The following is a 12,888-nucleotide window of genomic DNA, read 5'->3' as shown; positions in this document are numbered from 1 at the left end:
AAGATGAACAAAACTGAACTTATTGCCAAGATTGCAGAAAATGCCGATATCACTAAAGCTGAAGCAGCACGTGCATTGAAATCTTTCGAAGCAGCTATTACTGAATCAATGAAAAACGGTGACAAGATCTCTATCGTTGGATTTGGCTCTTTTGAAACCACGACTCGCGCAGCTCGTACTGGCCGTAACCCACAGACAGGTAAAGAAATCCAGATCGCTGAAGCCACTGTGCCTAAGTTTAAAGCGGGTAAAACCTTGCGTGATAGTGTGAACTAATTCGCTCGACATCATTCTATAAAACGCCTCCTTTGTGGGGCGTTTTTTTGCCCGGCGAAAAGCATGAAAGATGATTATTTGCACAAATACAGTGCGCGCACCGCTCCATTTTTGAGCATTTTAAAACATTTTATTAACAATGATTTTGTAACCATTTGTTTTTAATGATGTTCAAATAATGGCATGTGATTAGCAATTCCCTTATCAGAAAAAACCATGATGCACCAATGTCACCCGCTCGGTGGTGACATGAGTGAATCGATAAATAAGTCAATCGAGGGGATGAGAATGAGAAAATCACTGTACAGCGTTTTGGCATTATCGACGGGATTGTTACTAACCACCAACGCCTTTGCGGCCGTGTCCGGCAATATTGGCGGCACGTCTAACTATCTATGGCGCGGGGTCACTCAAACCAATGATTCGGTCGCTATCCAAGGAGGCATAGACTACAGCCATGACTCCGGATTCTATGCTGGCACTTGGGCATCGAATGTCGACTTTGGCGACGATACAAGCTATGAGTTGGATCTCTACGCAGGCTACGGCGGCAACATCACCGAAGACCTCAGCTACGATATTGGTTACCTCTACTACGCTTATCCCGATGCCGAAGGCAGCATCGATTTTGGTGAACTGCACGGCGCTATCACCTGGAAATGGTTTGAACTCAGTTACTCACAGGTGATCAATGCGGGTGATGATGTCGCAGCCGAGCCATTAGATAACAAGGATATGAGTTACCTTGCGGCCACAGCATCTTTCCCGCTGACGGATAAACTCAGCCTGTCTTTGCACTACGGCTACTCCAGTGGCGATGTGGTTGAATCTTGGTTTGGCGAAGATAACTACGCAGATTACAACGTTACTCTGAGTGCCGATACCAGCATGGGAACCGTGTCATTTATGGTGTCAGATACAGATCTGCAGGGTGATGATGCCAAGGTAGTTTTAGGCTATTCCTACGGCTTTGATTTATAAGATTAAGCGCGAGTAAAACAAAAACGTCGCGATAATCGCGGCGTTTTTTATTAGGCAATCACGGCGCGATTCGATTTACGCGCCGATACCATCTTCTCAATGTACTCTACGATGGGTTCAGTGACCGAGATCCCCGTGGTCTGTTCAATCCCTTCAATACCGGGCGCCGAGTTCACCTCAAGGATCAACGGACCGCGATTCGAGCGTAAAATATCGACGCCCGCCACCACTAAGCCCATGGCTTTCACTGCGGCGACCGCCATCTTGCGCTCCGCAGGGGTGATTTTCACTTTTTCACCGCAGCCACCTAAGTGCAGGTTAGAGCGAAAATCTCCTTCGGGTCCTTGGCGCTTCATCGAAGCCACCACTTTATCGCCGACCACAAAACAGCGAATATCGCTGCCGTTGGACTCCTTAATATATTCCTGCACCATAATATTGGCTTTCAGCCCTAAAAAGGCTTCGATCACGCTCTCGGCAGCGGTTTTAGTTTCGGCCAATACCACGCCAATCCCTTGTGTGCCTTCCAGCAACTTAATCACTAAGGGCGCGCCGCCCACCATGTTAATCAAATCGGGAATATCATTAGGTTTATTGGCAAATCCAGTAATAGGCATGCCAATGCCTTTGCGAGAAAGTAATTGCAGCGCGCGTAACTTGTCCCGTGAACGCGCGATTGAAATAGAGTCATTGGCGGCAAATACCCCCATCATTTCGAACTGGCGCACTACCGCGCAGCCATAAAAGGTCACGCTGGCGTGAATGCGCGGGATAATGGCATCGAACCCCGTTAATTCTTGGCCTTGGTAATGAATGCTCGGCTTGATGGAGTTGATATTCATGTAGCAATTCAAGGTATTAATAACCACAGCCTCATGACCACGGCTCTCGCAGGCCGCCACTAGGCGTCGGGTGGAATACAACTCAGGGAACTGGGATAAGATACCTATTTTCATTGCCAAATGACCAAATTAAACACTGTGATTGAAGCTCTGTGCACACTGCATCAGAAAGGGGCGCTGATATTTGTCTATTGCTGAGTGTAAAGCAAGAAAATATTCCTCACCAGACGAAAACCTCAGCCTTAGCCAAACGTAAGATAATCTTCACAATTTAGGGTCATTATTTTGTAAGTAGTGGAGTAATGTACTTGGCCTCAAATTCGCTCGCTTCTAAGGGCCGCGAAAATAAATACCCTTGGAGCACATTGCAATTTCGTGCGGTGCAAAACTCGGCTTGTTCAGCCGTTTCAATGCCTTCGGCAACCGATGTCACGTTAAAACCATAGGCGAAATTGAGTAATGCCGCGAGTAACCGCGTATCTTTGTCATCCTTATCGTAGGAGGCAATAAAGCTCTTATCAATTTTTAATACACTGATTGGAAAGAGTTTTATATGTTCTAGGGATGAAAAGCCTGTACCGAAGTCATCGAGTGCAAATCGCACTCCAAGTTGCGCAATTCTATCGAGCACCTTGGCATGTTCATGGGGTTCTTCAATTAAGCTGTTTTCGGTAATCTCAAGCTCTAGCGCTTTCGCATCTAATCCGGTCACCTCGAGGGCATGGACAATTTTTTCATATAGATCAATGTGTCCAATTTGCGATGCCGACAAATTCACTGCAATGGTAAAGCTATGTCCAACGGGGATTAACCGCGTGAGCCATTCCTGTGCTTGACGGCAAGCTTCGATAAGCACCCAGTCACCGATTTCTTCCATCAGACCAATTTCCTCTGCAATGGATAGGAATTGATCCGGTGCAATCAAACCATCTTGGGGATGCAACCAACGGATTAACGCCTCCATCCCTATCATTTGATGGGTTTGAGAATCTACTTGTGCCTGATAATAAACCTTGAATTCATTCTGCTTTAGCGCCATGCGTAAGCTGGATTCGATATGATTACGGTAACGGACTTCTTTATCTAAGGCCTCAGAATAAAACTGAATTTGGTTGCGCCCCATTTTTTTGGCGCGATACATGGCAATATCGGCGCATTTCATCAACTCAGAACTATCGGAGGCGGCCTCATTATAAAAAGCCAGGCCGATACTGGCGCCAATCATCACATCGTTTTCACCCAGGCAGAAAACCTCCTCAAAGGCCTTAAGCAGGCGATTGGCGACTATCATAGGGAAATATTTGTAGTCATTGTCGGTCACGAGTACCACAAACTCATCGCCACCTAAGCGGGCGATCACATCACCATCTCGCAGCACTGAGCTTAATCGCGAGGCGACTTTGACGAGTAAGATATCGCCAGTTTGATGACCTAAAGTATCGTTAATTGCTTTAAAATCATCTAGATCGAGCAAGATAACTGCGAGAAAGTCATTGCTGCGTTTTGCCCTTGCTATAGCGCGGTTCAAACACAGTTCAAACCCGTAGCGGTTCACTAATTTGGTTAGAGAATCATGCTCAGCCAACTCTTTGAGTTTTTGATGGCTATTTCTTAGGGCCAAGGCCATGGAGGAACGTTGTTTGGCGTAACGAATCGCACGGCTTAAGATCCGTGAATTGACTTCATCTTTTAACAGAAAATCCTGCGCGCCCAGCTCGATACAGCGCTGCGCCAGTTTCTCATCCTCATAACGACTCAACATCACCACCACAGTTTGGTCTTGAGTCATCGAATTGAGTTTGATCAGCACCTCTAAACCATTGGCATCGGGTAATAGATAATCCAACAAAATACCGTCGAAATGCCTTTCGAGAGCCAAGTTAAGGCCATCGAAAGCACAATTTGCCTCAACCACATTGAAGGCTAATTTGGACTGTCGCAGTGCCCGAATAATCGCAGTTCTATCGACTTCATCATCATCGATCAGTAGTAAATCCATATACACACCCTATACGGTTGGAAGCTCCACTATGCGCCAATAACCTTCCAACATATTGAAAATGTTGTTGAAACCATCCTTAATATCCGTTTTCACCATATAGCCTGCGACATGGTGACTATAAGCCTTCATCCGATCTTCATCGGTACTCGAAGTCGTGAGCATAAATACCACGGAGGAAGACAGGGTTGGGTCGGAGCGAATATGTTCAAGGAATTCAAACCCATTCATTCTGGGCATATTAAGATCGAGCAAAATAAGGTAGGAACCTTTTATCGTTTCACTGCGGGTCAAAATACTTAATGCTTCTAGGCCATCTCGTGCACGTACTAAGGGGTTGAGCAATCTCAGTTGCTTCATCGCCCGCTGCACCGCCATATAATCCACATCATCGTCGTCGACCAATAAAATCGTCACTTGTTTATAGTTATTGGTGCTGCTCATATCCCCTCCTTGTTGACTATGCGCATCGGCCAGCTAAATCGAAAACAACAACCGCGTCCCTCTGATTCTAGTTGAATTTTTCCACCAAGACTTTCTACCGTCTTTTTGACTAGCGACAAACCTAAACCGCTCCCCTCCACTTCATCTCTCGGCCTAAGCGTTTGGAACATCTCAAATACCTTGCCATGGTATTTAGTGGATATGCCAGGACCATCATCGATGACACTAAACCAGTAATGGGTGTTGGAGGCACTACACACCACTTTAATCACACCTTCAGCCTGATCATGGTGTTTAATCGCATTACTGAATAAATTCCTTATCACTAATTCGAGCAGAGTTTTTACGGTTTTAAATTGTGGGAAATTCCCTTCGAGCTCGAGGGAAAAGCCCTGCGGCGGTGCGACTAAGGCGAACATATCCTCAATCAGTTGCCGTGAATCGACATCGACAATCTCCGCATCGACTCGCCCAATCCGCGAAAACATCAGCAAACCATCGAGTAGCAATACCATACGTTGGATGCGACTTTGGATTAACCCTAAGTATTTTTGAACGTTTTCGTCCATGTTCTCGGACAAATCTTCACTTAACCAACTCGTTAGCTGTTCAATGCCCCGCAATGGCGACTTAAGATCGTGGGAAGCGATATAAGCAAACTGGTCGAGTTCCTTGTTGATCCGCTCAAGTTCAGCCGTATGCTCAATCCGCTGCGCTTCGATGCGTTTACGCTCCGACACATTGTTTATCGTTGCCAATATCGACACGCCATTGCTGAAGTGGATGGGTGTTAGCCCCACTTCAATCGCCAAGCGAGTTCCATCTTTGCAACAACCGAACAAGTCGTCTCGCAGTGACATGTTTTTCGCAATCGGTTGGGCGAGGTAACTGCCCATATGCCGCTGATGTATCTCCCTTAATCCCTCGGGTAATAACATATTGATTGAACGCCCGAGTAACTCATCCCGTGCGTAACCAAATAGGCGTTCGGCATGGGTATTCACTAAGGTGATAATGCCTTTTCTATCCACCATAAAGAGCGCACTAGGTGAAGCTTCAATCACGAGGCGGAAGCGTTTTTCATTGGCAATTAACTCTGCGGTTAACCTCGACTCTTGATAACGATTTCGCGCCATCGTCAGCACTGAGTAAAACAAGGCTAAGATAAACGCACTCCCAATCACCTGTAGCCATACACTCTGGGTTTGTTCCGCGCTTGAGATAAAGCGTGACTCGGAGGACACCTCTAAACGCCAAACTTGACCCTCCATGGTTTCTAGCTGGGATTGATAAAACACATCATTTGTAGAGGGCAAGGCTTTATGACTGCTAAACATCAGGCTCTCGTTATTGGCCTCCATGCCATCGTAAATCGCCAGTTTTAATCCCGAAAAACGTTTTCCCATAATGCCTTGCATCAGATCATTCATACGAAATGGGGCGTACACCACGCCGATGGCCTGCTGCTTACGCTCTTCCTCCGTCATCGGCTGACCACGGTATAAAGGGACATACATTAAAATGCCAGCCTGAGCATCATCCGGGGTTTCTTGCACTAAGGTGACCTTACCCGATGCGGTGGGAAGCCCTGTGGCAATGGCATGTAAGATGGCTGTTCTGCGGGTAGGCTCTGAGCACATGTCAAAACCAAATGCCCTTTGATTGCGCCAGTCAAATGGCTCTAGGTATTTGATGGCGCAGTAGAACTCCCGCTCACCTGTGGGAGTGACTCGATAATCGCTAAAACCTTCCTGTTGCACCTCTTGCGTAAAGGAATCTAAGTTGGCTGGAGTTAAGAGCTGCGCGAAGCCTAAACCTTGAATTCCTGGGTAATACTCGGTTAAGCGGGCATTAGAAACATAGAGTTGCCATTCATGGCGCGTCACCCCATCAGAGGCCAGAAATAATCCAACTCCGCCGCGTAATACTTGCTCATAGGCGGTCATGCGACTGCTGACGGCAGCAATAAGATCTTGAACATTATTGTTAAAACGCTCTTCACCCCGGTCTCGTAAATATTCTTCGAGGACATACCAGGATATCCCCATAAAAAAAACGGCGGCGAGTAACATCAACCAACTGGAACTGATTACGCTGGCATAAACATTTTTTGAGGGGCTGAAAGAATCGGGGAAACTATCCATGTCCATACACGCTAAATCCCTAGCACCAAATTGATGATAATGACTTCTCCAAGTGTTGTTGGTGTTTTAGGCAAATTCAAGTCAATCCGACCATTTAAGTAGGAATTAACTTAGAAAATAAAAATAATGAGTTATGCGCTTAATCACAAAATTCAGCACTCGCTGAAATAGCCCAAAATAGCGCGATAATATGACAAGCCTACGACGTCGCGTTTCGGCACCACGGGAAGAAAATTTTACGTTGACTCGCAAAATTTTTTGCTTTTCTGCCACACTCTTTTTAGATAGAAAGGCGTTAGGAACAACATGAGGAATTCGTTATGGCTCATATTACTGAAGTCGTGCCCAACGATACTGAAATTGAGGCAATGACCACCCCTAGAAACAGCAAAGCAGCCGAGGCAATGCAACATAAGCGCGAAATTAAGAAGCGCTTAGAAGATTACCTCGAACGCGCCGAGTTAAGACGTGCATTAGGAGATGACGACTTTTTCTAAGCTGCCCGTTCCCTTAAGGCGTTAGGTGACTCAAACCCGACGTTTTTCTAAAAGCCTCACCCAGCTCCTAGGGGCTGGGTGTACAATTTACTATTCTTTTGATGCTACTTTTTGCCACTCTTATAAGCCTGAGTTTTAATCAGCAGCCATTCTGCTTTTGCCCCGAGATACACATAAGCCCCTAAACCGACTAATAACCCTACCACGGCCAACATCATCCAAATCGCTGGCTCGATATATTGTTTCTCGCCCAGTGACGCCTTAAACATGGTCAATAACGCCTCAATCGAAATGGCGATCAAAATCGTTGAAACAAAGCGAGTGATGGTTCGGCGGGTGGAGCTGTGGCGAAAAATATCCTTATGCATTAACACTTCTTCCTCCAGAATGGTTTTCCCAAGGTCGAAGATCGCTAACGCTAGAGTCATAAAGATTATGATCCCAAAAGGTTGCAATGGATCTTGCCCGACATGATCCACCACAAATAACCCATAAATATCCCTAAGCGCCGTCCAAAGTAGCGCCATCACCAGCACAAAAAGCCCTGCGACTATCAAGCCATACACGGCTTTAAAGGCTGGCGTTACTCGCCGACGAGCACTGTCGCCCATCATAAACTCAATCATTCGTGTCAAATCCACATCGACGACCAGATAACCCAGCTTTTGCTCCTGCTGCACAATCGCTAAGGAGGCTGATAAACATAAGTTCCCGCTGGCATTGGATAAATAAGGGCGAGTGATATTGACGCCATCGGACTCATCCCGATTAGTAAAATAGGGCCGCTGACTGCGGTCGCGATTCCCCCCAAGGGGCACTAACTTGATCTGCTGATCGACCACTGTGATATTTTGGCTTATTTGCACTCCTTGGGTATCGAGCAAATACATCAGCTCGACAAAGGGGTAACTGCCCGCAATGCCTTTCATGGCCTTGATATCGACTTTAGGTTGGTGAAATAAGTCCGCATCGGCAATCCCCGTTAAAATGGACTCCATCAGCTCATGCACTGTGGTCTCGTATTCGTGATAACGCTCAATCACACTCAAATAGCTCATTGCAGCCATAACTCTCTCCCATCGACGTTATCCCATTGCTCAAACACCCAAAGCAGCTTTGATGCCAGCTAAATAAGTTAATGTTTAACAGTGGGTTATGAGATTAAGTTAACGCTATCTCGCGCTAAAATAAGCCGTATTGCACCAAAATGATTCATCAAATCGATAGTGTTTAAGGTATTTAATCGACAATATTCAATTGCTTGGGGGAAGAAACCTATAAATACAGCGGCTTTACCGCTATGATTAAGCTAATTTTTATCGTCCAAGTAGCAACAGGATTACGGGAATGTCAGAGTCGTTAGCCCAGTATCAAGAAGATTTACGCCGCCTTTCCGATGAGCTTATCCGCATCCAAACGCCGATTAAAATTTTAGATGCCATCAAATGGCCACGGGAAATGGAAGAGCGCTTTCTCTCCAGTAAAGGCACTGTTCTGCCAGCGATTAGCCAAGATTTTTATCAAAAAATTGCCTTGCCCTTCGATCCCGTTAAAACCCAAGCAGAGCTGCTTGCCTTAAAACAAGAAATCCACCGCCGTTTGGGTAAAAAAGACAAGCTGGGTAAGATCTTAGTTGCTAACGTCGACCAATATCGCTTAGTTGTCGATATGCTGGGTCATCGAGGAACCCCTGTCTTTGGTCAGCTGAGCCAAGAACTCTACGGCAGCGCCAGCCACAGATTACATGGCGATCGCCACACCCTGCGCCAATTGGGCGATAAACTCAGTTATATCTTCTCCCTGCCCGCCGCGCGGCATATGAATAAGCATCACCCCAAAATCATCAGTGCCCCCGAAGCCGTGAATGTACTGAGCCAGCGATTGGAAAAGTACTTTCACAGTGATGATATGCGGGTGCGGCTGAGTGACGGGATTGTGTCTGACGCCGCAGTGGGTGGCGATACGGTCAAACTCAACAGCAAAGCCATGTTCAGCGAGTCAGATCTCAATGTGTACGAAGTACATGAAGGTTGGGTGCATGTGGGTACCACCCTCAATGGTCGAGCTCAACCCCATGCGACTTGGCTCAGCGTCGGTTCTCCCCGCGTAGCCGCCACCCAAGAAGGGCTTGCCGTCTTACTCGAAATGCTCACCCTAAGTTCTAACCCAGGCCGCGCCCGCCGTATTAGCGATCGTGTCGCTGCGGTAGATATGGCGGAAAATGGGGCAAACTTTATTGAAGTATTTAACTATTTTAGAGAGTTAAATCTTAGCGCTAAGGACAGTTATCGAGTCACACAAAGGGTGTTTCGTGGCGGCATGGTCGAAGGCGGCAGCTTTTTTACCAAAGATATTTCCTATGTGCGTGGTTATGTCGAAAACATCAACTTTATCCGCAGCGCCATCACATCGGGTTTACCCGAACTGATCCCTATGCTGTTTTTAGGCAAACTCGCCATTGAGGACATCCCCGTGCTCTATCAAGCTTGCCAAGAAGGAATTCTGACGCCGCCTAAGTATTTGCCGCCGATGTTCGACAACTTCAGCGGCTTGTATGCTTGGTTTGGTTTTGCCTCAGGATTAGCAGGTATCGATCTGAAAGGGGTGCAACGTCACTTCACCCGCTTATTTAAAGACGTGCCCAGTATCGACCCAAGCCTCGAGTTACTCGACGACACTGAATTTGATAATAACTCGGACTAAACCCCCATTAACATTGAAGGCTCACAAACAATGTGAGCCTTCAATGTTAAGACTGAGTTTCTAAGGCTTAGTTTTCGATTTCGAATCCTTCGCCATTGCACTCTAAATACTGCTGGCAAGCAGGATAGATCCCCTTGCCACACTCGTAGAAAATAATCGCATTACCACCTAATTTCTGTACTTGAAGCTTTAAATCCTTTTTCAAATCATCAATATCAACTTTTACCGTTGGGTCGATCTCACTTTTACAATAGGTTGCAGACACTTCACCCAATCCTACGTATTTATGTCGCGATAACTCCGCCATTGTGTACACTTCCACAGTGCCAGCAATCGCATTATTTAACGCCACAGATCCGACATTGGTTCTAAACGTTGCCCCGCTACATCCGGCAAGTAAAAGAATACATACGAGCAAATAGCTTTTTCGAATTATCATTATTTCATTCCATTGAGCCTGTCTATCACAGCGAGATACAGTAGCTATAACTAAAGTGCTTAAAGGTGTAAACCAAGCATGCTTCAATGTCAATAATGCAACAAAATTAACTAATTAAGAACGTTATCTTGTCTAGTTAGTCACCCAAACTAATTTGGGTAAGGCATTTAAATCCAACATATCGCCACGGGTAGCGATGGCCAGCGCTTTAGGTTTGGTTTTCGAGTCTTGATTCATCACAGCGACTAATCCCTGCTGGGCTTCGGGTTCACCGTGAACAAGCACCAAGGGCGGCTGCGCTTCAAAATGTCGATACCAACGTAATAACTCCGCCTGATCCGCGTGGGCCGATAAGCCACCGACAGTGTGTAATTTAGCGGCAACTTTGATGCTATTACCATGGATAGTGAGTTCCTCGGCGCCATCAACTAAGGCGCGTCCCGGCGTACCAAGTGCTTGATAGCCGCAGATAATCACATCGCATTCAGGGCGCCATAGATTGTGCTCTAAATGACTACGGATACGGCCACCGTTACACATGCCGCTGCCAGCAATAATGATCAACCCTTTGTGCACATCGTTAAGGGCGATAGACTCCTCAGTCGTTTGGATAAATTCTACATTCGACAATAACGGATGTTGCCCCGGATGCTGGCGGGTAAAGCGCTTAAAATCATCGTCCATTAAGGGATAATTATTGACATACACCCGCGTCGCTTCAATCGCCATAGGACTGTCGAGACAGACTTTCCAGCGGGAGAGATCCCACTCTTTGGCATATAAATGAAATAGATACAAAAGCTCCTGCGCACGCCCCACGGAGAAAGCCGGCAACAGAATATTGCCGTGGCTCTCGGTCACCGCCTTGGCGAAAATCGCCTTTAACTCGTCCAGAGTATCTGTCCAACTGCGGTGGAAACGATTACCGTAGGTGCTTTCCATTAGCACTAAATCGGCGGTGTCGACTAAGGTGGGATTACGTAATATCGGCATGCCAGCTCGGCCAAGATCGCCACTAAATACCAGTTTTTTCTGCGCTTTCCCTTCTCCCAACCAAAGCTCTACCAGTGCCGAGCCTAAAATATGCCCCGCATCCGATAAGCAAATATCCACATGGGGGATCACTTGGGTGACTTGGCCATATTCAAGCGATACAAACTGAGTGATGGCCTGCTCCGCATCTTCTACAGTAAATAGCGGCTCTAAAGGCTCCAACTCATGCTTAGCACGCTTTTTATTGGTTCTTTCGGTATCGCGCACCTGCAACATGGCGGCATCTTTCAGCATGATGGCACACAGCTCTGCCGTCGCTTTATGGGTAAAAATCGGCCCGGTATAGCCCGCCTTAACCAACAGGGGTAAGCGGCCCGAATGATCAATATGGGCGTGACTCAAGACAACGGCTGAAATCGCAAGGGGATCGAAGCTAAAAGGTTCGTGATTACGTAACTCATCGGCCTTGCCACCTTGGATGAGACCGCAATCGAGCAGCATTTGCTTACCTGCCACTGTGAGTAAGTGGCACGAGCCAGTCACTTCCTCGGTCGCGCCCAAAAACTGCAATGTCATCTGCATAGCCTGCCTCCAGCATATTTATCTCTTTTAAAGATAGACTATGCCCTTATTCCTAAAAGAAAAAGGAATAATTGGTAAAGCATGATCAAAGCCAACTTTCGATGTAAAACCTTGGGGATCAATAACCTAACAGTGGGTACAACTGGCCCTGACGAACCGCTTTATCGGCTTGTGTCAGCGTGCCGTCCCGCTGCCATTGCTCCAGCTGTTTCTGCAATATTGGCTGTACTTCGGCGGCCGTCATGCCAGCACGAATATCCTTACTGTAGAGCAGTTTCAGCAAAATATAATCCAACCCTGTGAGTAAATCCTGCGGTGTTTTATCGTTAAAAATGGAAGGAAATACTTTCACCGAATCATTTGGCAGACCCAGCACTTGGGTGATTTCTTCCACCACGCAGGCCACCAATTTGCCATGCATTTGCGCTTGGTCGACGGGGATAACCACCCAAGCACGCTCAATCTCATTCTGGGAATTAAGCGCAAATTTGCCCATACAAACAGAGCCATGAATATTACTGGCCGCACTTGCCCCCATAAGACGCATCACCACATCGGCCCATTGGGATTGACGGGTAAAGACTAAGTGTAAATTGGCCTCTTCGAGCGAATCCACTTTGACAATACTGTGGCCGGTGATTTGTGCCAGATGGCTTAAATGCATCTGCACCAATTGTGCATGCAACCCATTATCGCCCACTTGATGCTCGACAAAGACGCGCACGGGCTGACGCCATTTCCGTACCCGATGTTTATCTTTATCGTATTCATTTTTAAGGGCTATCTCATCGAAAGCTTGGATAATATAAGCGGGATTTTTCCAATCTCGAATAGGTTTTGGCACCAGCTTAAGTGTTGCATCGGAGGTTATGGCATCGCTTGGTGTCGAATCGTTCGCGGCCTTCGCGGGCACGATAACGAATGGCAAAAACAGGGCGATTAAACCAATGACACCATGATTTTTGAAACGCTTTAACCCCGAGAGCAT

12 protein-coding genes are annotated in these 12,888 nt (G+C 46.7%); 4 read left to right on the top strand and 8 right to left on the bottom strand.

What is annotated here, in order from left to right:
- Positions 1–3 precede the first annotated feature (3 nt).
- Entirely contained in the window at positions 4–276 is a 273-nt protein-coding gene (locus N7386_RS02780) for an HU family DNA-binding protein (protein ID WP_011715748.1), read from the top strand.
- A 288-nt stretch (positions 277–564) separates the two neighbouring features.
- Complete coding sequence (locus N7386_RS02775) at positions 565–1,257, top strand: TorF family putative porin (protein WP_011715747.1); 693 nt, start codon at positions 565–567, stop codon at positions 1,255–1,257.
- Positions 1,258–1,307: 50 nt separating this feature from the next.
- On the opposite strand, the gene rimK is transcribed toward N7386_RS02775, so the two are convergent.
- The 4 genes from rimK to N7386_RS02755 all read right to left on the bottom strand — a co-directional run bounded on the left by rimK (position 1,308) and on the right by N7386_RS02755 (position 6,692).
- A complete protein-coding gene (gene rimK / locus N7386_RS02770; protein WP_011715746.1) occupies positions 1,308–2,213 on the bottom strand; it encodes a 30S ribosomal protein S6--L-glutamate ligase in 906 nt (301 codons plus the stop codon).
- A 166-nt stretch (positions 2,214–2,379) separates the two neighbouring features.
- On the bottom strand, positions 2,380–4,098 hold the full coding sequence (locus tag N7386_RS02765) for a GGDEF domain-containing response regulator (RefSeq protein ID WP_279766987.1): 1,719 nt from the start codon (positions 4,096–4,098) through the stop codon (positions 2,380–2,382).
- A 9-nt stretch (positions 4,099–4,107) separates the two neighbouring features.
- Complete coding sequence (locus N7386_RS02760; protein WP_279766986.1) at positions 4,108–4,542, bottom strand: response regulator; 435 nt, start codon at positions 4,540–4,542, stop codon at positions 4,108–4,110.
- Positions 4,539–6,692: a CHASE domain-containing protein gene (locus N7386_RS02755; protein WP_279766985.1), complete on the bottom strand. Its 2,154-nt coding sequence runs from the start codon at positions 6,690–6,692 to the stop codon at positions 4,539–4,541. The genes N7386_RS02760 and N7386_RS02755 overlap by 4 nt, the downstream gene beginning before the upstream one ends.
- A 314-nt stretch (positions 6,693–7,006) precedes the next feature.
- On the opposite strand from N7386_RS02755, the gene N7386_RS02750 reads away from it, so the two are divergent.
- On the top strand, positions 7,007–7,183 hold the full coding sequence (locus N7386_RS02750; RefSeq protein WP_011621344.1) for a hypothetical protein: 177 nt from the start codon (positions 7,007–7,009) through the stop codon (positions 7,181–7,183).
- A 104-nt stretch (positions 7,184–7,287) separates the two neighbouring features.
- On the opposite strand, the gene N7386_RS02745 is transcribed toward N7386_RS02750, so the two are convergent.
- Positions 7,288–8,250, bottom strand: a complete 963-nt coding sequence (locus tag N7386_RS02745; RefSeq protein ID WP_086902969.1) for a PDC sensor domain-containing protein — start codon at positions 8,248–8,250, stop codon at positions 7,288–7,290.
- Positions 8,251–8,530: 280 nt separating this feature from the next.
- On the opposite strand from N7386_RS02745, the gene N7386_RS02740 reads away from it, so the two are divergent.
- On the top strand, positions 8,531–9,886 hold the full coding sequence (locus tag N7386_RS02740; protein WP_086902970.1) for a flavohemoglobin expression-modulating QEGLA motif protein: 1,356 nt from the start codon (positions 8,531–8,533) through the stop codon (positions 9,884–9,886).
- A gap of 67 nt (positions 9,887–9,953) precedes the next feature.
- Here the strand turns inward: N7386_RS02740 and N7386_RS02735 are convergent, their stop codons facing one another.
- The 3 genes from N7386_RS02735 to N7386_RS02725 all read right to left on the bottom strand — a co-directional run bounded on the left by N7386_RS02735 (position 9,954) and on the right by N7386_RS02725 (position 12,888).
- The gene (locus N7386_RS02735; RefSeq protein WP_240520040.1) at positions 9,954–10,325 is read right to left on the bottom strand and encodes a hypothetical protein; all 372 of its coding nucleotides are present in this window, start codon (positions 10,323–10,325) and stop codon (positions 9,954–9,956) included.
- Between the two features lie 132 nt (positions 10,326–10,457).
- On the bottom strand, positions 10,458–11,900 hold the full coding sequence (locus tag N7386_RS02730; protein ID WP_279766981.1) for an MBL fold metallo-hydrolase: 1,443 nt from the start codon (positions 11,898–11,900) through the stop codon (positions 10,458–10,460).
- A 118-nt stretch (positions 11,901–12,018) separates the two neighbouring features.
- Positions 12,019–12,888, bottom strand: a complete 870-nt coding sequence (locus N7386_RS02725; RefSeq protein WP_279766980.1) for a DUF2927 domain-containing protein — start codon at positions 12,886–12,888, stop codon at positions 12,019–12,021.

The sequence above is a fragment of the Shewanella sp. GD04112 genome (assembly GCF_029835735.1).
In the GTDB taxonomy this organism is placed as follows: domain Bacteria; phylum Pseudomonadota; class Gammaproteobacteria; order Enterobacterales; family Shewanellaceae; genus Shewanella.
Note: the sequence above shows the minus strand (reverse complement) of the source record. Positions and strands in the feature narration are given on the sequence as shown.